Raw genomic sequence first — 17,694 nt, forward strand, 5'->3', positions numbered from 1 at the left:
ACTCAGAGGCTCCGGCGAACATCGTCGAGGCGATCCTGAAACGTTGATCGGGCGAAGCGACTGGCACGCTAGCCCGGCGTCTCCAACGCGACGATCAGCTCGACCTGCAAGCCTTCGCTGCAGGGCTCGAACGCGAGTTCACAGCCGCAGCGCTCCGCGATGGCCTTGACGATGGACAGTCCCAGTCCGCTGCCATCGCCATTGCTGCTTCGCCAGAAGCGTTCGGTGAAACGTTCGACCTGTTCGGGGGCAATACCCGGCCCCTGATCCTGCACGGCGAAACGCACCTTGCCTTCGCCGAGCGGTTCCAGCATGAGGTGAACGACGGTGCCGTCCCGCGTGTGGCGTCGCGCGTTGTCCAGCAGATTGCGCAGCGCGGCGATGGCCAGCGCGGGCGGCATCGCCAGCGGGGCGCGGGGCAGGTTTTCGCTGGCGTGGAGTTCGATGGGTGGTCCGGCCTGCTGGCTGGCGTCGGCAATCGCCTGCTGTGCCACTTCGAGGGCAGTGCAGCGCAGGCCGTCATCGAAGGAAACCTGGCCTTCGACCCGCGCGAGCATGAGCAACTGCTCCAGCGTGCGATGCAGGCGATCGGTCCCGATTTCGGCCTGCGCCAATGCCCGTTTGGCGGTGTCGCCTTCGGTCATGGCGGCGACCTGCAGGTGGGTCTTGATGGCTGTCAGCGGGCTGCGTAGCTCGTGTGCCGCATCGTCGGTCAGCCGCCGTTCGCGCTCGAGGGTTTGCGCGATCCGTGCGAACAGCTGATTCTGCGTTTCCACCAGCGGCACCAGCTCCCGGGGCAAGCGCTCTGTCTGCAGCGGCTCGACCGAGTCGGCCGTGCGTTGCGCCAGCGCGTTGCGGATTCGCCGAAGCGGCGACAGGCCGTTGCCGATACCGATCCAGAGCACCATCAGACTGCCCAGCAGCGCGACGAGCACGGGCAGGGCGGCAGCCAGCATGACCGAGCGTTTCAGGGTGTCGCGTTCATCGAGGCGGTCGGCGGTGGTGACGCGCATTCCATTCTGTATCAGGGTGAAGCTGCGCCAGGCCGTATCGCCGATCAACTGGTCGTGAAAGCCGGTGCGCTGGGCGTCGAGCACGCTATCTGGCGCCGCATGGCTGCGGGCCAGGACCTCGCCGCGCAAGGAGCTGACCTGGCAGGCGAGGCCATTCTCGATGCCGAGCTGTTCCGCGCTCAAACGGGTAACGCCGTCTGCGCCCAGCTGTGGTTGCGGGAGCTGAACCAGCAGGCCGGCGACCATCCGCGCCGATGCGGCAAGGCGCTGGTCGAGCGACAGCATCAGTTGGTTGCGAACATCCATCAGCATCCAGGTGGCCGCCACAGCCCAGAGCAACACGAAGGCCGAGCCGAGCGTGAGGGTCAGGCGCAGACGCAAGCTCACGAGTCGGCTTCCCGGGTTGGGGCAGACCCGTGCCCGGCGGTTCCCAGGCGATAACCCAGCCCCCTTACCGTCTCGACGATGCCGTTGCCGAGCTTTCTGCGCAGGTAATGGATGTGCACGTTCAGCGCGTTGCTCTCGACGTCCTCGCCCAGCCCGTACACCGCATCCTTCAGCTGCTCGGCGGATAGCACGCGGCCTGGATTGTGCAGAAGCGCCTGCAGCAACGCCTGCTCACGGCGGGACAGCTCGACGGGCTGACCCGCGAGGAAGGTCGTGCAGGCGGCCGGGTCGTAGGTGAGCGATCCGTGTTCGACGAGGTGGGTGGTGCGCCCGGCCGCCCGGCGCAGCAGCGCATGCAGGCGGGCGGCGAGTTCTCGCAGATCGAAGGGTTTGACCAGATAGTCGTCGGCGCCCGCCTGCAGGCCCGAGACGCGTTCGGTCACCGCATCGCGGGCGGTCAGAATCAGCACCGGCAGGTCGATCCCGCGCCGGCGCAGGCGCTGGAGAAAATGCAGGCCATCTTCGTCGGGCAGCCCCAGGTCGAGAATCAGCAGATCGAAGCGAGCACTGCGCAGCAGCGCATCGGCCTGTGCCGCCGTGGCGGCATGGGCCACGGCGAATCCCTGGGCCTGGAGCCCGGCGACGATGCCGCTGGCGATGAGCGCGTTGTCTTCTGTCAGCAATACATGCATGGGTTGGAATCGCTCGAACACGACGGCCAAGTGTCGGCCGCCAGGATTAACGGAGCATTATGAGATGGTACGCCGAAGTCCCGATCCGCTGGTCGCAACCGCCTCGTTCCATTCGCGCGGGAGCCTGTAACCCTGGGATTGCCCTCTGTTAATGGGCTCTTAATCCCGGGCCGCCATGCTCGCTCCGTTATTGGTCGAAGGGTGTAGCGCATGCGCAGGATTATCCTCTCTCTGGTCTGTTGTCTCTGGTTCGTCCAGCTGGCAAGTGCTTCGCCGTTCACCTTCGGTCAGCAGCAGGAGAAATTCCTGCCTGTGGAACAGGCATTCAGCCTGCGGATCGAACGACCCGACATCGGCGGCGCCGTGCTGCGCTGGGATATCGCCCCCGGCTATTACCTGTACCAGGCGCAGCTGCGATTCGGCGGGTTGCCGGCCGGTAGCGAGCCGGAACTGCCGCCTGCCCAGCCGTATCACGATGAATACTTTGGTGACTCGCCGATCTATCGCGACAGCCTGGAAGTGGTCATTCCCGCGGTGGATGTCGCAGCCCTGGAGCTAGGCTGGCAGGGCTGCGCCGACGCGGGCCTCTGCTATCCGCCGCAGACGCGCACGGTGGAGCTGGGTGGTGGTGCGGCCCCGTCAGCTCCGGTACAGGCCGATGACCAGGCGTTGGCGAGCGGTCTGCAGCAGCAAACCCTTGGCTGGAGCCTGTTGATCTTCTTCGGGCTTGGCTTGTTGCTCGCCTTTGCGCCGTGCTCGCTGCCCATGTTGCCGATCCTGGCCGGTATCGTGGTGGGCAGCCAGGCCAGCCCTCGTCGCGGTCTGGCGCTCGCCGGCTGCTATGCGGTGAGCATGGCGCTGGTCTATGCGGCGCTCGGCGTCGTGGCCGCGTTGCTCGGGGCGAATCTGCAGGGCTGGCTGATGCAGCCCTGGTTGATCGCCAGCTTCGCCGGCCTGTTCGTCCTGCTCTCCTTGCCGATGTTCGGCTTCTTCGAACTGCAACTGCCGGCGGGCCTGCGTGACCGGCTGGAGCATGCCGGACGCAAGCGCAAGGGCGGCAGCCTGGCAGGGGCCAGCGCACTTGGCGTCCTGTCCGGCTTGCTGGTCGGGCCTTGCATGACCGCGCCGCTGGCTGCCGCGTTGCTGTATATCGCCCAAAGCGGCGATGCGCTGCATGGCGGGCTGGTGCTCTTCACGCTGGGGCTGGGGATAGGCACGCCACTGGTTCTGCTGGTGACCCTGGGCAATCGCTTTCTGCCGAAGCCGGGTGCCTGGATGGATCGCATCAAGATCGCGTTCGGCTTTCTTTTCCTGGTCGCCGCGCTCTACGTGCTGCGCCCGTTGTTGCCGGACGCGGTCTGGGTCGGGCTGTGGGGCGCGCTGCTGGTGGTGGTCGCCAACGGGCTGCTGCAACTGTCGCGTCAACTCGAACGACACCAGGCCCTGGGCAGGTCGGTTGCCGCGTTGTCGGGTGTATGGGGTGTGGCGCTGGTGCTGGGCGCGGCGGGCGGAGCACAGGACCCGACACGGCCGCTCGAGGTATTTACCGGTGGCGTCGCGTCGGCGATCGCGGTCGAAGCCGCGCATGGCTTCGTCGACCTGCGCGAACCGGCTGCCCTGGATCGTGAGCTCGCCGCAGCCAGGGCGGCTGGGCAATGGGTGCTGATCGATTACTACGCTGACTGGTGCGTGTCCTGCAAGGTCATGGAGAAGGAGGTATTCGGTGATGCCAGAGTGCAAGCGGCGCTCGAGGATGTGCGCGTGCTGCGTCCCGACGTGACGAAAACCAACGCAGCCAGCCGAGAATTGCTGAATCGCTACCAGGTCATGGGCCCGCCGACGCTGTTGTTGATCGGGCCCGACGGGGTGGAGCGGCGCTCCCAGCGCATCACCGGTGAGGTCGATGCCGAGCAGTTTCTCAGCCGGTGGAACGAAACCATGGAGCGAGGCTGATGCTGACGATCGATGTGGGGCCTCTGGCATTGGCCGTGCCGCATGTATTGCTGCTGGTGAGCCTGCTGCTGGCCATGCTGACGGGCTGGTGGGTCGGGCGGCGCAGCGAGCGCAATCCCGAGCAGCAACTGTTCAGGCTGCTGCTGGTGGCGTTGCTGGTCGCGCGACTGGCGTTCGTGCTGGCGTACTTCGAGCACTTCCGTGATGAGCCCTGGCGGGTGATCGATATCCGCGACGGCGGCTTCATCGCCTGGCCGGGCGTGCTGGTCGCGATACTGCTCGGCGCGTGGCTGGCCTGGCGCGAGGGCAGCCTACGCAAGCCGCTCGCTTCGGCCATGGTGGTGGGCGTGTTGAGCTGGGGGCTGGGCACCTTTGCCCTCCACGCGTTCGAGCAGGGCACGCGCCTCCCGGAAATGGGGTTGCGGGATCACCAGGGCCAGCCGGTTGCCCTGCAGGATTTTGTCGGCAAGCCCCTGGTCGTCAATCTGTGGGCCACCTGGTGTCCGCCGTGCCGACGGGAAATGCCGGTGCTGGCCGAGGCGCAGCGCGCCGAATCCGACGTGACCTTTCTTTTCGTCAACCAGGGCGAGGGCGAGCGAGTCATTGCCGACTTCCTCGATACCGAAGGACTCGGCCTGGAAAACGTTCTGCTCGACACCGGCGGACGGCTTGGCCAGTACGTCGGCTCCACGGCATTGCCGACCACGCTTTTCTACAACGCCGAGGGACGCCAGGTCGGCAGTCACCTCGGTGAACTGTCTCGCGCCAGCCTGGCGCGTGCTCTCGAACGATTAACAGGTCATTAAAAAACGTAGGCGAGGCAACGTAGGTAGTTTTTTATCAACCTGTGAGAGGTGAATACGCAACCATGAAAGATCTTCGACCACTTTCCCTTTTCTTGTCGGCCATCGCCTTGCTGCTAGCGCCGGTGGCATTGGCCGAAGCCTTGCCGCCGGCGATCCAGGCGGTCGAGTCGCGGGGCGCCGAAGTGGTGGGCAGCTTCGATGCGCCTGGCGGGTTGAAAGGGTATGCCGCGCGTTACAACGGCCAGGGCATTGCGCTGTATCTGACGCCGGACGGTGATCACGTCCTGATCGGCAGCCTGCTCGATGCCAATGGCCAGGACCTGACGCACGCCCCGCTCGAAAAGCTGGTGTACGAACCGCTGGGCAAGGAAATGTGGCAGCGACTCGAAAGCAGTACCTGGATCCAGGACGGCGCAACCGACGCGCCGCGTATCGTCTACGTCTTTTCCGACCCCAACTGCCCGTTCTGCAACATGTTCTGGAAACAGGCACGTCCCTGGGTAGAAGCGGGCGATGTTCAGGTTCGGCATGTCATGGTCGGCATGCTGCGTCCGGACAGTGCCGGCAAGTCCGCGGCCCTGCTGGAGGCGGCGGATCCCGAGGCGGCACTCACCCAGCATGAGGCGGCAGGCAAGGCGAGCAGACTCAAGCCGCTCGCACGCATCTCGGCCAAGGTCGACGAGCAGCTGGAGGCGAACCTGACGTTGATGGGGGAAATGGGTTCCTCGGCGACGCCGGCCATCTACTATCTGGACGCCGAAGGGCGACTGCAGCAACAGCAAGGTGCTCCTCGGCCCGAGTCGCTGAAGGCGATCATGGGGCCCTTGTCCGCCGAGCATTGAGCGCTTCGATAGACTCACTGCCAATGCTTACAACAATAAGATCGGAGGTTACATGAACGTTTCACACTGGCCCTTGGCAGGGCTCCTGGTGGCCATGGCCATGCATGCGCAAGGCGCTGCCACAGCCGCCGTCTATACCCAGGGTGGGGCCAATCCTGCTGCCATGGCATGCGTCACCTGCCATGGCGCCGAAGGGGAAGGTATGGCGGCAGCCGGGTTTCCGCGGCTCGCCGGCCTGTCCGCCGGCTACCTGAAAAAACAGCTGGCCGATTTCGCTTCCGGTGAGCGCGCCAACCCGATCATGCAGCCCATTGCGGCTGCATTGAGTTCCGAGGAAGCGGACGCCGTCACCACGATGCTGGCAGACAAGCCGCAGCCCGAGTTCGAGTCCATCGGTCGCGCGGCTGCAGCCGAAGGCCTCGGCGAAACGCTGGCATTGAGGGGAGCATGGGAGCGCAACGTTCCTGAATGCGTTGCCTGCCACGGCCCCGGCGGCGTGGGTGTCGGCGACTCCTTCCCGCCACTCGTCGGGCAGTCGGCCCAGTACCTGTCTTCACAGCTGGTCGCCTGGCAACAGGGCACGCGCAAGAACGATCCCAACGACCTGATGGGGCACATCGCCCGCAGCCTGACCGAGGAAGAGGTGAAGGCCGTCTCGACGTATTTCGCCAACTTGACCGAGAAGGGGGCAGGACGATGAAAATTCGCGCAAGCATCTTGCTGTTCATTGCCGTTGCCGCTTCGGCACGCGCGGACGATATCGCGATGGAGGATCAGTCGCAGATTCTCGCCAGCGCGGGCAAGCCCGCCGACAGTCAGTATTTCCAACCTCCGGAGGAAAGCGAAATTCCGGATAACGCATTCGGAAAACTCGTTCAGGAAGGGCGCGCCATATTCGTCGATACCAAGAACCGGGCGCCGGAATTCGTCGGTAACGGCTTGGCCTGCGCCAACTGCCACCTCGAGCAGGGGCGTAAAGCCAACTCCGCGCCGTTGTGGGGCGCGTACCCCATGTATCCGGCGTACCGCAAGAAGAACGACAAGGTGAACAGCTACGCCGAGCGGATGCAGGGTTGTTTCCAGTTCAGCATGAACGGCAAGGCACCCGATGCGGATGGCCCGGTGATCGCCGCGCTCACCGCTTATTCCTACTGGCTCTCGACCGGCGCACCCACCGGCCAGGAGCTTCCGGGGCGTGCCTATCCCGAGGTGCCGGAGCCCAAGGGCGGTTATGACTTGGCGAAAGGCGAGCAGGTGTACGCCGCACAGTGCGCGGTGTGCCACGGCGAAGAAGGCCAGGGGCAGAAGTCAGGCGACGATTATGTGTTCCCGCCGCTCTGGGGCGCGGACTCGTTCAACTGGGGGGCGGGCATGCACCGGATCAACACGGCTGCCGCGTTCATCAAGGAAAGCATGCCGCTGGGCAAGGGCGGCAGCCTGTCGGATGAGGACGCCTGGCACGTCGCGGCATTCATGAACAGCCACGAGCGCCCGCAGGATCCGCGCTTGATCGACGGTTCGGTGGAAAAGACCCGTGTCAAATACCACGCCAACGACGGCATCAACCTGTACGGGGTCGAGGTAAACGGCAAGGTGCTGGGCAAGGGCTTGTAAAAAGGCGGCCACAGGAACCACCACCTGGCAATACACCCGGTGATGGTTCGCTCTAAACAGGCCGTTGAAAAAACTACCTACGTTGCCATTGCTGCGTTAAAAACAGGCTCAAGATGCTCATTTAGAATACCTAAACTGCGCTTTTTCGCCTGTTTTTGCCTTGCACTGGCTGCCTCGCCTACATTTTTCAATGGCCTGCTAACCAGCCCGGCGGGTGGCCAGGGCTATTCCGATCGAGGTCGCGCCGAGCAGGGCGACGACCAGCACCATCACCGTCACGAAGGCGCTGTCGAACGCGTTTTGCGCCAGGCTGACAAGCGGGGCCGCGAGGGCATCGGGCAGAGTCTCGGCGGCGATCAGCGCGCCGTCGAGACTGTCCCGGGCCAGCGCCGGCGCTGCCTTTCCCGCCGGTGTGGCGAAGGCGGCGGAATACACCGCGGACATCAAGCTGCCCAGTATGGCGATACCCAGCGCACCGCCCAGCTCGTAGGACACCTCTTCGATCGATGCCGCCATGCCCGCGCGGTCCGGCGGCGCGTGCAGCAGCATGGCGCTGGAAGCGGCCGTCATGGCCGCACCGATGCCGAAGCCGAGCAGGCTGAACGACAGGATCTGCATCCATGGCGCTGCCCCATGGCCCAGCAGGTACAGCAGGGCTCCGGTCGCCGACAGGGCGAGGGATGTGCTCAGGATGCGTTCGGCCCCGTAACGCGGTAGCGCCAGCCCTGCCAGCGGACCTGCGACGAAGGCGCCGAGCGGGATCGGCAGAATGGTCAGGCCAGCCTGCAATGGCGACAGGCCGACGACCAACTGCAGTCGCTGGCTGATCACCAGTTCCATGCCCATCAACGCCGCGGAGGCGATCAAGGCCGTGACCACGCCCGCCGAAAAGCTGCGATCACGAAACAGCGAGAACTCGATCATCGGCACCGATACCCGGCGCTGACGCCGCAGGAAGGCCAGGCCGCACAGCAATGCCGCAAGCGCCGCAAGGCTGGCTTGCAGCACCGACGGATCCGCCTTGCCGGCTTCCTTGATGGCCAGCGTCAACCCGACCAGCGCACCCATGATCCACAGCGAGGCGAGCAGATCGAACGGTCGCTCGGGATTGCCCGGTCTGGATGGCACCCAGACGATGGCCAGGGCCAACGCCAGCACCACGATCGGCACATTGATGATGAACACCGAGCCCCACCAGAAATGCTCCAGCAGCACGCCACCGACGACCGGGCCGAAGGCTGCGCCGCCAGAGGCGATGGCGGCCCAGATGCCGAACGCCAGGGCGCGCTCCCGATCATCCTCGAAAACGTGGCGGATGATGGCCAGCGTCGCCGGCATCATCATCGCGGCGCCGACGGCCAACGCCACCCGGGCGGCAATCAGTGCCTCGGGATTGGGCGAAAAGGCCGCACCCAGGGAAGCCCAGCCAAATACCACCAGGCCGGCGATGAACATCCGCTTGTGACCGAAACGGTCGCCCAGCGCCCCCATCCCGGGCAGCAGGCCGGCGACGGTGAGCGCGTAGGCGTTGACGATCCAGAGCTTCTCGGTGGCCGAGGCACGAAGCTCGTAGGTCAGACTCGGCAGCGCCAGGTAGATTACCGTCATGTCGATGACGATCAGCAGAAGGGCGCTGGACAATATCCCCAGCACCAGCCAACGAAGAGGTGATTTCAACGAGCCGTCCTTCGGTTCCGGTGTTCCAGCCATGTCTGGATGAAGTGGCCCGAGATTATGAGCGATATCGCTGTGATGGTCTGTATGGAGCGCTGACGGGGCAAGCGTGGCATCGTCTTACGGTTCGTACCGGTTTCGAGACGATAGCTCCCCAACCCCGTACAGCAGTGTGCGACAGAAGCTGTACCTGCTTCTCAATTGTGACCTGGCGCTGGGCTTGAGCGGCTATGGACAAATGCGTTTACGTCAGCTGCCAAACCCTTTATCGCCAATTTGAAATCATTGGCAGTAATCGCCTGATGGCTGTCCTTCAGTGTCTCGCCAAGAACCTTTCGGACGACTTTTATCACCGGTTGACCCGTGGTTGCATCGACCACATAGGCCTCGACGTACAGCTCAGTGTTCTGGTCGCGATAACCGGCAGCGCTCGAAACAGCGCCGGCAACGGCCGTTACGGGCAATATCTCGTACCACTGCATGCCCTCGTCGGAGGCGGAGACGCCCGTGATGGCAGCGTTCAATACCAGAGTGCGGGAGTTGGCAGGCGCGGCATCTGCCCTAGGCAACGTTTGATATTTCTGCGCGAGTACGGTCCTTACGCTTGAACTCATTACTGACTGGAGTTCCCGCAAGGTCTGCAGATTGACTCGCTCATTGGGGTGCGGCGCCGGGTACAGCTCGAGTTGCTCAAACGCGACGGTATCGTAGGCGTCTGGGTCGAACCCCTCGGCGACCCAGCGCATCACAGGTTGACCATTTGCAGAAACGGTCTGCTGTAGGCCTTCGTAGCTTGGCAGAAAGCCAGAGTACTGGTCTTCTTTCGTGACTTTTGACGTGCAGCCAAAGAGCAAAATGCCACTTAGCCCGACACCGGTCAGAATTATCCTGAAAATATTCATGGTTTCTCCCTTTCAGTAGGTCCGGTTCAATGAAAACGGATACCTACCAAGCGATTTTATTTCGGGCTTCCGAAAACTCAGTGACCTGCTGAGACAGCGATGTACCACCAACAGAAGAACGCTCACTCGTGGCCCGGCATGTGCTGCTCGACGTTCCCGCGCCTGCATCTGCATACCTGCAACACGGGCCTGAGACACCTGGTGGCCTGTGCCAAGATGGCAGTGTGGTTTCGTTCCATAGGTATAGCTGGTTTGCTTCGCATGCGCAGGCGGCTGTACCGACCGTTACCGTGCGCTCTCTTACCGTGCGTTGGGGCCGCTTCCCTCGGTCATTGGCCAGCCTGTGCCTGGCTGCTTTCCTTGAACTTGCGCCACAGGCCTGTGCGCCGGGCACGCGCTTCGCTTTCCTCGAATTCGTAGGCGTACCGCTCCTCGACTGGCTGCTGACTGGCGTATCGCTGCGCCCATCGGGCCATGCCGGACGCGAGTTGTGCCCTGCCGACATCGAGGGTATGGCCACAGCCTGGGCAGTCGACCGGCTCTACCCATACAGCACCGATGATGCGCCCGTGATGATCGCGGTAGGTCCAATGGACGGTTGCCGACTTGCCGTGGGCCAGATCCGCGAGGTGTTGCCGGGCACGCTCAGCAAACGGCTGCTTGCGTCCAGGTGAATCGATCCCGCGGAGCCGGATCAGCTCTTGCCTGTTATCGACCGTCAGGCAAATGAGCGTGTCGCCGCGCGTCACGCTTGCGACACGGCATTCGAGTTGGGCCGCGAAGGCGGGGGCGTAGAGAAGGAACAGGGCGAGGCCGACGCTGGATGAGGCGACCATGGTCCTGTGTGGCCTTCCAGTGGGACCGAGCCAGTGACGGACCGAAAGGCGATGTCCAATCCCATGCTTTGGATCAGTGGGGTCCAAGGTAAGCACTCGGCGTGTCTCCCAGGATTTCGAACCTTCGACGATACGTCTGACTTTGCGCAGATCGCTGTATATGGCAATCCACAAATCCCACTTCCAGGCCGATGTCACCGGCAAGACTTGAAGCGGGTGGCGATTGTACGCTCATTCAGCCATTGACAAGTGATAGGCAGGATTTATCTAATCAATGCAAATCATTATCAGTTTGATCTGCATTACTTATAAGAAGGTAAATCTCCCATGCGTGTCCTTGTCGCTTCGCACCCTTTTTCGTTGCGTCCGATAGCCCTGGCTATGCCGGTGCTGGTTGCCTGTTTCGCCGTCGAGGCCCAGGAGGCGGTTGAACTCGAAGCGCAGCAGATCACTGCGCCGCGAGAGGTAGAGCGGGGTAATGGGCCGGTAGACGGTTATGTGGCCAGGCGCAGTGTCAGCGCCACCAAGACCGATACGCCACTCATCGAAACGCCGCAATCGATCAGCGTGATCACCCGCGATCGCATTCGCGACCAGGGCTCGCTGACCATTCAGGATGCGCTGCGCTATGTGTCGGGGATGCGCGGCGAGGCCTATGGCTTCGATAGTCGCGGCGATTCCTCGCTGGTGCGCGGCGTCACGCCAACGACCTTTCTCGATGGCCTGCAGCAGAGCGTCGGCTCATACAACAACACGCGCACCGATCCCTTCACTCTCGAACGCATCGAGGTCATCAAGGGCCCGTCCTCGATGCTGTACGGCCAGAGTTCGGTGGGTGGTTTGCTAAATCTGGTCAGCAAGCGCCCGCAGGCCGAGCAGAAGAACGAGCTGCAGTTGCAGTATGGCTCCTTCGACCGCAAGCAGATCGCCTTCGACAGCACCGGGCCGCTCGACGACGATGGCACCTGGCTCTACCGCGTGGTGGCGATCCAGCGCGACAGCCAGACCCAGGTCGACCACACCAAGGACAACCGACTCGTGTTCATGCCCTCGTTGACCTGGCGTCCGAACGAGCAATTCGAATGGACACTGATGGCCAATGTGCAGAAGGACGACGGCGGCACCACCAGCTCCTTCCTCCCGCATCGCGGTACCGTGCTCGGTGCGCCCTATGGCGAGATCGGCAGCGAGCGCTTCGTCAGCGAGCCGGGTTTCGACGAATACGATACCGAGCAGAAGGCGCTGACCTCGCAGATGAGCTGGCGACTGGATGATACCTGGACGTTGCGACAGAACCTGCGCTGGCAGAAGAGCAAGGTCAGCTACCAGACGATGTATGGCTGGCCGCCAGTGCTCGGGGCTGACGACCGCACGGTCAACCGCATCTGGTCCGTCTCCAAACCGGAAGTGACGATCTGGACCGCCGACCACCAGGCAGAGTCCCGCTTCGACACCGGCGCGCTGCAGCACACGCTGCTGGTCGGCCTCGACTATCGGCATTCGGTCACGGATAGCAAGAGGGCCAGCGGGGTGGCCACGCCGCTCGACCTTTACGATCCGGTGTACGGCACCTTTTATCCGGATATTGCGCTTGTCGACGAGCCGCAGCAGCGCGTGGCGCAAAAGGGGCTGTATGCGCAGGACCAGATCCGCTACCAGAACTGGCTGTTGACGCTCGGTTTGCGCAAGGACTGGGCCGATACCCGGGTCGAGGGTGGGGCAAGGCAGGAAGACGATGCCGTGACCGGACGGGTGGGGCTGACCTATCTGTTCGATAACGGCATTGCGCCCTACATCAGTTACAGCGAGTCCTTCACACCGATCATCGGCCTGAACAGGGTTACCCAGCAGTCCTACGATCCGCTCGAGGGCGAGCAGTGGGAATTGGGTGTCAAGTATCAGCCGCCCGGCAGCAATACGCTGCTGACCGCCGCGGTGTTCGATCTGCGCGAGCAGAACCGGCAGATGCCCGATCCGGCGAATCCGCTCAACACCATTCAGGCCGGCGAGGCGAGGGTCAAGGGGCTGGAGCTCGAGGGGCTGGTGGAAGTGACATCCGGCTGGGACCTGATCGGCAACTACACCTATCTGGACAGCGAGGTGGAAACGGGCCCGGCAGCGCAGCAGGGCAAGCGCATTGCCAGCGTACCTGAGCACATGGCTTCGCTGTGGACGCAGCACCGCTTCAGCATCGCCGGTATTCCGGGCTTCAGCGCCGGTGCCGGGGTGCGTTACGTCGGTGCCAGCTGGGATGGTACCGACAGCCTGAAAACGCCCTCGACCACGCTGTTCGACGCCATGCTCGGCTACGCCTATCAGGACTGGGCGTTCACCCTCAACGCGACCAACCTCGAGGACGAAACCTACTACACCACCTGTCTGTCACGTGGCGACTGCTTCACCGGCAATCGCCGCACGGTGGTGGCCACCGCGAGCTACAGTTTCTGATCGCCGAGTGCGGCCCGCAACCGAGGACAAGACGTGATTCGCAATGCCTCTATCAAACGCTGGAACATCGCCTCGCGTGTACTCGCTGCGCTGGTTGGCGGTTACGCGGTGGCTTACGGCGTGACCGCCTTTCTGGCGGTCTACCTGCCGCTGGCGCGGCCTGACCGCGTGGTGTTTTCCAGCCTGGCCAGCTTCGCCGTCTGGACCGCGGTGGTCATCTATGTGTTCGCTGCGCGCAGCGCCACGCGCGTGTGGCTGTTGCTCGTCGGCCTCACCGTTGTGCTGTGCCTGGCTGCATTCCTTCCCGCAGACTGGAGAATCCGCCCATGAATCTGCGCCAAAGCATGGCCGGGCTGCACACCTGGGGCGGGTTGCTGCCGAGCTGGCTGCTCTACGTGATCATCTTCGCCGGCACCGTGGCCTGCTTCGACAAGGAGCTCAACCGCTGGATGCGCCCGGCGCTGCACGAAGGCGTGGTCTCGACCCAGGGCGCCGATGATGTACGCGACTGGTTGCAACGCAACGTCAGCGAGGAGCTGCATGCGTTCTGGATGCACGGCCCCACCGCGAGGGAACCCTACTGGCGGCTCGGCTGGGAGGTGGACAGCACCGAAACCTTCCATAACGTGGCCTTCGATCCACGGGGCGCACGGCCCGAGCCCATGCCGGAGACGCTCGGCGGAGATTTCTTCTTCAAGCTGCACTACAACTTGCACGCGGGCGACGTCGGCATGTACATCGTCGGTCTGGCGGGCATGTTCATGCTCGTCGCGCTGGTATCGGGGCTGATCATCCACCGGCGGATCTTCAAGGATTTCTTCACCCTGCGACCCAAGGCCAACGGCCAGCGCGCCTGGCTCGATGCCCACAACCTGTTCGGCGTGGTGGGCTTCCCGTTCCATCTGATTCTCGCCTATACCGGCGTGGCCATCTTCGTCGCGTCCTACATGCCGGCCGCCGCGCAGGTGAGCTATTCGGGCAACGTCATGCAGTACTTCGGCGAGGTGATGGGCAGCTACCATCGTGAAGAGCTGCACCAGCCGGCTGCCGCGCCCAGGTCGCTCGATGCGTTGATAGCGGAATCGCGCCGTCTATGGGACGGTGCCGAGGTGGGCTGGGTCAGCGTGCATCACCCGGATGACGCCTCGGCCGTGGTCGACGTGCGCCGGCGGGACGGCTCGCGTATCGGTACGCCTCAGGACACCCTCACCTACGACGCCACCACCGGCGAACTGCTCAATCGTCAGGACGCCTCCACCGGCTATCGCGCCTACCTCTGGCTGGCCGGCCTGCACATGGCGCAGTTCGGCGGCAGCCTGGTGCGCCTGCTCTATCTGCTGATGGGCCTGTGCGGTTGCGCCATGCTCGTCGGTGGCCTGCAGGTCTGGCTGGCCAAGCGCGAGGGCAGGGGTGACAGGAGTCTGGTATGGGTACGGGCGCTGAACGCCTCGGTATTCGCCGGCCTTCCGCTCGCCAGCCTGGCGTTGCTCTGGGGCAACCGCCTGATACCGGCGACCTTCAGCGAGCGCGCCATTGCCGAAGGCTGGGTGTTCGTCGGCGCCTGGCTGCTGATGACCCTCTGGGCCGTGTTGGAGCGCAGGAACGCTCGCCGACTGCTACGCCACCAACTATTGCTTGGCGCTGTGCTTGCACTTGGACTGCCGCTTCTCAACGGGCTGACTGCCGACGGGCATCTGCTCGCGAGCCTGGCGCGTGGCGACTGGGCGCTGGCATCGGTGGACCTGTTCCTGATCGCCGCGGGCCTGATCTGCCTCGCGTGCGCTCGGCGCTTCAGTGCAGCGCCGGCCCGCGCGGTGGTGCCTGGCCGAGCCAATCGGGTACGGGAGGCATGAGCGTGCTGCTACTGGCTTTTGCCCTGAACTACCTGGCGATGCTGCTGCAATGCCTGACCATGAGTCGCCATCGTGGGGCGCTGTTGCGTGACGGAGCTCTTCTGCCGGGCAAGCCGGTCATGCGCGCGCTGGCTGTCGTCTGCTTCGGCTTGGCCCTGTGGCTTTGCGTCGATAGCCAGGGCGGGGAGATCGGCTCGGTCGTCTGGCTTTGCCTGCTGATGCTGTCCGGCGTGTTGCTGGTGCTGTTGCTGGCCTGGCGCGCGCGCTGGGTATTGCCCTTGGCACCGCTGCTGATGGTTGGCGGAGCTTTGCAGGGCATGCTCTAAAACTGTCACGAAGGCCCGCCGTGTTCAGGGCGAAGGATGGCCAGCAGTGCGGTCTCGCCCTGGCCACTGAACAGGATGGCGCGCGAACCGCTCACTCGTTTCGCCCAGCCGAGTTCGAGCGTACGTTGCATGAGTGCGGCCCCGAGTGCGCCTGCCAGGTGATGCCTGCGCTCGCTCCAGTCCAGACATGACCTGCAGAGTGAACGCCTCGAGCGAGCCGCTTCATCCGGATCGATCCCCAGTCGCCTGAACCACGCCCGCCCATGCTCCGTGAGCCATAGCCCTTCCTGGTGCTTCTCGAATATGCCTTGTTGGAGCATCTGATCGTATGCCAGCACGCCCAGCTCCCCGGCGAGGTGGTCGTAACAGATACGCGCCTTGCGCAGCGCCGGGTCGCACGGGCCTATGCGCGGGCGGGTTTCATCGGCTCTTGGCGCCATGCCCATCAACGACTCGAGAATCTGCGCCACATCGGGGCCGTCGAGCCGATAGTAGCGGTGCCGCCCCTGGCGCTCGACCTCGAGCAGCCCGGCGTCATGCAGCTTCGCGAGGTGAAAGCTGATGGTCTGCCTGGTTACACCGGCGATGTCGGCCAGTTCGGTCGCTGTCAGTGCGCCGCCGGACATCAGCGCGGACAGGACTGCCGCTCGGGCGTTGTCTCCGATGAGTACTGCGACGCGTGCAATATTGGGGCCTTCGGTCATGATTCGATCCTAGTCGAACCACCGGAATCGACAAGACGCTACCTTGTGAATTGCTTGTTCGAAGGAGGGCAGCACATGAGCATCACCTGCGTCATCCGCTACGAGATCGATCCCTTTCAGCGCGAGGCCTTCAGGGAGTACGCCGCCAACTGGGGACGCATCATTCCGAGGTGCGGCGGCCACCTGCTGGGGTATTTCCTGCCACACGAGGGAACGAACGACGTCGCCTGGGGGCTGATCGCGTTCGAGAGCCTGGCCGCTTACGAGTCGTACCGTGCCCGTCTGAAGGCCGACGAAGAGGGGGGCAGGAACTTCGCCATGGCTCATCAGCGTCGGCTGATCCTCAAGGAGGAACGAACCTTCGTCGAGGTGGTGGCGGGAACGCTTGGCTTAGCGCCATGGCCCGGGGAGGATGCGGCATGATCGCGGTTATTTTCGAGGTCCTGCCCCACGCGGACCGGAAGCGGGACTACCTCGACGCCGCGAGCGCGCTGCGTCCGCACCTGGACGGCATCGACGGCTTTCTCTCCATCGAGCGGTTCGAAAGCCTGAGCCAGCCCGGAAAGATTCTTTCGCTCTCGTTCTGGCGGGACGAGGAAGCCGTACGGCAATGGCGCAACTTCGAACTGCACCGGTCCACGCAGAAGGCCGGACGGCAGGTCATCTTCGCCGACTACCGGCTCCGTGTCGCCTCGGTCATCCGGGACTACGGCCTGAACGACCGGGACGAAGTGCCCGAGGATTCGCGTGAGGTGCATCCGTCATAGTCCGGCAGGCCGCGACTCTGGAAAGCTGGCCTTTCATTGGGCAGACGGCTGTCATGTCTCGTCTGCCTCTCGAACGGGCGCGACCTCCGGCACGTAGATCATCCGCCCGTCGTTCAGGCGGTAGGTGACGCCGGCCTTGGCGCCCTGGCCTTCGCCGATCTCGCCGCTGGACTCGTACTGCTTCAGCTCCTGGCCGTCCTTGATCAGCATGCGCATGTTGGCTTCGCCGGGGTTCTGCACGACCACGACCTTGTCCTGGCTGAACGGATTGAGCGGGTTCTGCACGATGACGATGAGCAGAATGCCGATCACCACCAGCAACAGATCGATCAGGTTGACCACCGAGAGCAGCGGATCGTCGTCATCGTCATGATCAAGAAAACGCATCAGCGCATCTCTCCGGCGCGTTCGATGGCGCGCAGCTCCTGCAGCAGCCAGCGGCGGCGCACGGTGAGGACGAAGAAGCTGATGCTGGACGCCACCAGCGCCAGGATCACCGCCGAGAACGCGACGACCAGGTTGTTGCCGATGCCCTGGGCATCGCTTTCGGTCAGCGCGAGCAGGGCCGGACCCATGGGAATCATGGTGGCGACCAGGCCCAGCATCGGCGCGCTGCGCGAGGTCACGCGCAGCCATTCCAGGCGCTGCATGATCCACAGTTCGAGATCGTCGCTGGTGCCGCCATGGGCGGCCTGGCGGGCGGCGAGGGCGGACTGGTAGCGACCCCGGCGCCGCTGCCAGCCCTCCATCACGAAGCTGCCCAAGGCGAAAAAGGCATACACCAGCGCAGCCAGGATCAGCAGCAAGACGGGTACGAGGAAAATGCGGGTGAGTTCGTAGAGACTGGTTTCGAGTGCGTTCATTGGGTTCGGTTCGT

19 protein-coding genes are annotated in these 17,694 nt (G+C 63.9%); 11 read left to right on the forward strand and 8 right to left on the reverse strand.

Going from position 1 to position 17,694, the window contains the following annotated elements; genetic code table 11:
• Nucleotides 1-68: 68 nt before the first annotated feature.
• Both EA795_RS16590 and EA795_RS16595 read right to left on the reverse strand, forming a co-directional pair.
• Entirely contained in the window at nucleotides 69-1,400 is a 1,332-nt protein-coding gene (locus tag EA795_RS16590) for a sensor histidine kinase (RefSeq protein ID WP_014852700.1), read from the reverse strand.
• Complete coding sequence (locus tag EA795_RS16595) at nucleotides 1,397-2,092, reverse strand: response regulator (protein WP_043942585.1); 696 nt, start codon at nucleotides 2,090-2,092, stop codon at nucleotides 1,397-1,399. Before EA795_RS16595 ends, EA795_RS16590 begins: the two co-directional genes overlap by 4 nt.
• Nucleotides 2,093-2,302: 210 nt before the next feature.
• On the opposite strand from EA795_RS16595, the gene dsbD reads away from it, so the two are divergent.
• The 5 genes from dsbD to EA795_RS16620 all read left to right on the forward strand — a co-directional run bounded on the left by dsbD (nucleotide 2,303) and on the right by EA795_RS16620 (nucleotide 7,307).
• Complete coding sequence (gene dsbD, locus EA795_RS16600; RefSeq protein WP_014852702.1) at nucleotides 2,303-4,045, forward strand: protein-disulfide reductase DsbD; 1,743 nt, start codon at nucleotides 2,303-2,305, stop codon at nucleotides 4,043-4,045.
• A complete protein-coding gene (locus EA795_RS16605) occupies nucleotides 4,045-4,851 on the forward strand; it encodes a TlpA family protein disulfide reductase (RefSeq protein WP_014852703.1) in 807 nt (268 codons plus the stop codon). The genes dsbD and EA795_RS16605 overlap by 1 nt, the downstream gene beginning before the upstream one ends.
• Before the next feature lie 62 nt (nucleotides 4,852-4,913).
• Nucleotides 4,914-5,693: a thiol:disulfide interchange protein DsbG gene (gene dsbG / locus EA795_RS16610; RefSeq protein WP_014852704.1), complete on the forward strand. Its 780-nt coding sequence runs from the start codon at nucleotides 4,914-4,916 to the stop codon at nucleotides 5,691-5,693.
• Between the two features lie 52 nt (nucleotides 5,694-5,745).
• Nucleotides 5,746-6,393 carry a c-type cytochrome gene (locus EA795_RS16615; protein ID WP_122078459.1) on the forward strand — a complete coding sequence of 216 codons (648 nt, stop codon included), beginning with the start codon at nucleotides 5,746-5,748 and terminating at the stop codon, nucleotides 6,391-6,393.
• The gene (locus EA795_RS16620; protein WP_122078461.1) at nucleotides 6,390-7,307 is read left to right on the forward strand and encodes a c-type cytochrome; all 918 of its coding nucleotides are present in this window, start codon (nucleotides 6,390-6,392) and stop codon (nucleotides 7,305-7,307) included. Before EA795_RS16615 ends, EA795_RS16620 begins: the two co-directional genes overlap by 4 nt.
• A 198-nt stretch (nucleotides 7,308-7,505) precedes the next feature.
• Here the strand turns inward: EA795_RS16620 and EA795_RS16625 are convergent, their stop codons facing one another.
• From EA795_RS16625 to EA795_RS16635, 3 genes are all read right to left on the reverse strand, one after another.
• Nucleotides 7,506-8,984 carry an MFS transporter gene (locus EA795_RS16625; RefSeq protein WP_122078463.1) on the reverse strand — a complete coding sequence of 493 codons (1,479 nt, stop codon included), beginning with the start codon at nucleotides 8,982-8,984 and terminating at the stop codon, nucleotides 7,506-7,508.
• Nucleotides 8,985-9,178: 194 nt separating this feature from the next.
• Complete coding sequence (locus tag EA795_RS16630) at nucleotides 9,179-9,883, reverse strand: DUF3313 domain-containing protein (RefSeq protein ID WP_122078465.1); 705 nt, start codon at nucleotides 9,881-9,883, stop codon at nucleotides 9,179-9,181.
• Nucleotides 9,884-10,212: 329 nt separating this feature from the next.
• Nucleotides 10,213-10,719, reverse strand: coding sequence for a thermonuclease family protein (locus EA795_RS16635; RefSeq protein ID WP_122078467.1), 507 nt, complete (start codon nucleotides 10,717-10,719; stop codon nucleotides 10,213-10,215).
• A gap of 327 nt (nucleotides 10,720-11,046) precedes the next feature.
• Between EA795_RS16635 and EA795_RS16640 the strand changes: the two genes are divergently transcribed.
• Genes EA795_RS16640 through EA795_RS16655 form a run of 4 tightly spaced genes read left to right on the forward strand, consistent with a single transcriptional unit; the run spans nucleotide 11,047 to nucleotide 15,346 of the window.
• Nucleotides 11,047-13,167, forward strand: a complete 2,121-nt coding sequence (locus EA795_RS16640) for a TonB-dependent siderophore receptor (protein WP_122078469.1) — start codon at nucleotides 11,047-11,049, stop codon at nucleotides 13,165-13,167.
• Between the two features lie 33 nt (nucleotides 13,168-13,200).
• Nucleotides 13,201-13,497 (forward strand): DUF3649 domain-containing protein, encoded by a 297-nt coding sequence (locus tag EA795_RS16645; protein WP_122078471.1) that lies wholly within the window; start codon nucleotides 13,201-13,203, stop codon nucleotides 13,495-13,497.
• A complete protein-coding gene (locus tag EA795_RS16650) occupies nucleotides 13,494-15,020 on the forward strand; it encodes a PepSY-associated TM helix domain-containing protein (protein WP_122078473.1) in 1,527 nt (508 codons plus the stop codon). Before EA795_RS16645 ends, EA795_RS16650 begins: the two co-directional genes overlap by 4 nt.
• Nucleotides 15,017-15,346, forward strand: a complete 330-nt coding sequence (locus tag EA795_RS16655; protein WP_122078474.1) for a DUF3325 domain-containing protein — start codon at nucleotides 15,017-15,019, stop codon at nucleotides 15,344-15,346. Before EA795_RS16650 ends, EA795_RS16655 begins: the two co-directional genes overlap by 4 nt.
• A gap of 5 nt (nucleotides 15,347-15,351) precedes the next feature.
• On the opposite strand, the gene EA795_RS16660 is transcribed toward EA795_RS16655, so the two are convergent.
• Nucleotides 15,352-16,050, reverse strand: a complete 699-nt coding sequence (locus tag EA795_RS16660; protein ID WP_122078476.1) for an ArsR/SmtB family transcription factor — start codon at nucleotides 16,048-16,050, stop codon at nucleotides 15,352-15,354.
• A 75-nt stretch (nucleotides 16,051-16,125) separates the two neighbouring features.
• Between EA795_RS16660 and EA795_RS16665 the strand changes: the two genes are divergently transcribed.
• Together EA795_RS16665 and EA795_RS16670 are read left to right on the forward strand one after the other, a co-directional pair.
• Complete coding sequence (locus tag EA795_RS16665) at nucleotides 16,126-16,473, forward strand: NIPSNAP family protein (protein ID WP_122078478.1); 348 nt, start codon at nucleotides 16,126-16,128, stop codon at nucleotides 16,471-16,473.
• On the forward strand, nucleotides 16,470-16,817 hold the full coding sequence (locus EA795_RS16670) for an antibiotic biosynthesis monooxygenase family protein (RefSeq protein WP_122078480.1): 348 nt from the start codon (nucleotides 16,470-16,472) through the stop codon (nucleotides 16,815-16,817). Before EA795_RS16665 ends, EA795_RS16670 begins: the two co-directional genes overlap by 4 nt.
• A 51-nt stretch (nucleotides 16,818-16,868) precedes the next feature.
• On the opposite strand, the gene EA795_RS16675 is transcribed toward EA795_RS16670, so the two are convergent.
• On the reverse strand, nucleotides 16,869-17,204 hold the full coding sequence (locus tag EA795_RS16675; protein WP_122078482.1) for a DUF2149 domain-containing protein: 336 nt from the start codon (nucleotides 17,202-17,204) through the stop codon (nucleotides 16,869-16,871).
• Nucleotides 17,204-17,680, reverse strand: coding sequence for a MotA/TolQ/ExbB proton channel family protein (locus tag EA795_RS16680; protein WP_122078484.1), 477 nt, complete (start codon nucleotides 17,678-17,680; stop codon nucleotides 17,204-17,206). The genes EA795_RS16675 and EA795_RS16680 overlap by 1 nt, the downstream gene beginning before the upstream one ends.
• Nucleotides 17,681-17,694: the final 14 nt, after the last annotated feature.

This window comes from Stutzerimonas nitrititolerans (assembly GCF_003696285.1).
Classification (GTDB): domain Bacteria; phylum Pseudomonadota; class Gammaproteobacteria; order Pseudomonadales; family Pseudomonadaceae; genus Stutzerimonas; species Stutzerimonas nitrititolerans.

Coding starts and splice junctions, on each gene's coding strand:
- EA795_RS16595 (WP_043942585.1), bottom strand. CDS start 2,092: ATGCATGTATTGCTGACAGAAGACAACGCGCTCATCGCCAGCGGCATC.
- dsbD (WP_014852702.1), top strand. CDS start 2,303: ATGCGCAGGATTATCCTCTCTCTGGTCTGTTGTCTCTGGTTCGTCCAG.
- EA795_RS16605 (WP_014852703.1), top strand. CDS start 4,045: ATGCTGACGATCGATGTGGGGCCTCTGGCATTGGCCGTGCCGCATGTA.
- dsbG (WP_014852704.1), top strand. CDS start 4,914: ATGAAAGATCTTCGACCACTTTCCCTTTTCTTGTCGGCCATCGCCTTG.
- EA795_RS16615 (WP_122078459.1), top strand. CDS start 5,746: ATGAACGTTTCACACTGGCCCTTGGCAGGGCTCCTGGTGGCCATGGCC.
- EA795_RS16620 (WP_122078461.1), top strand. CDS start 6,390: ATGAAAATTCGCGCAAGCATCTTGCTGTTCATTGCCGTTGCCGCTTCG.
- EA795_RS16630 (WP_122078465.1), bottom strand. CDS start 9,883: ATGAATATTTTCAGGATAATTCTGACCGGTGTCGGGCTAAGTGGCATT.
- EA795_RS16635 (WP_122078467.1), bottom strand. CDS start 10,719: ATGGTCGCCTCATCCAGCGTCGGCCTCGCCCTGTTCCTTCTCTACGCC.
- EA795_RS16640 (WP_122078469.1), top strand. CDS start 11,047: ATGCGTGTCCTTGTCGCTTCGCACCCTTTTTCGTTGCGTCCGATAGCC.
- EA795_RS16650 (WP_122078473.1), top strand. CDS start 13,494: ATGAATCTGCGCCAAAGCATGGCCGGGCTGCACACCTGGGGCGGGTTG.
- EA795_RS16655 (WP_122078474.1), top strand. CDS start 15,017: ATGAGCGTGCTGCTACTGGCTTTTGCCCTGAACTACCTGGCGATGCTG.
- EA795_RS16660 (WP_122078476.1), bottom strand. CDS start 16,050: ATGACCGAAGGCCCCAATATTGCACGCGTCGCAGTACTCATCGGAGAC.
- EA795_RS16665 (WP_122078478.1), top strand. CDS start 16,126: ATGAGCATCACCTGCGTCATCCGCTACGAGATCGATCCCTTTCAGCGC.
- EA795_RS16670 (WP_122078480.1), top strand. CDS start 16,470: ATGATCGCGGTTATTTTCGAGGTCCTGCCCCACGCGGACCGGAAGCGG.
- EA795_RS16675 (WP_122078482.1), bottom strand. CDS start 17,204: ATGCGTTTTCTTGATCATGACGATGACGACGATCCGCTGCTCTCGGTG.
- EA795_RS16680 (WP_122078484.1), bottom strand. CDS start 17,680: ATGAACGCACTCGAAACCAGTCTCTACGAACTCACCCGCATTTTCCTC.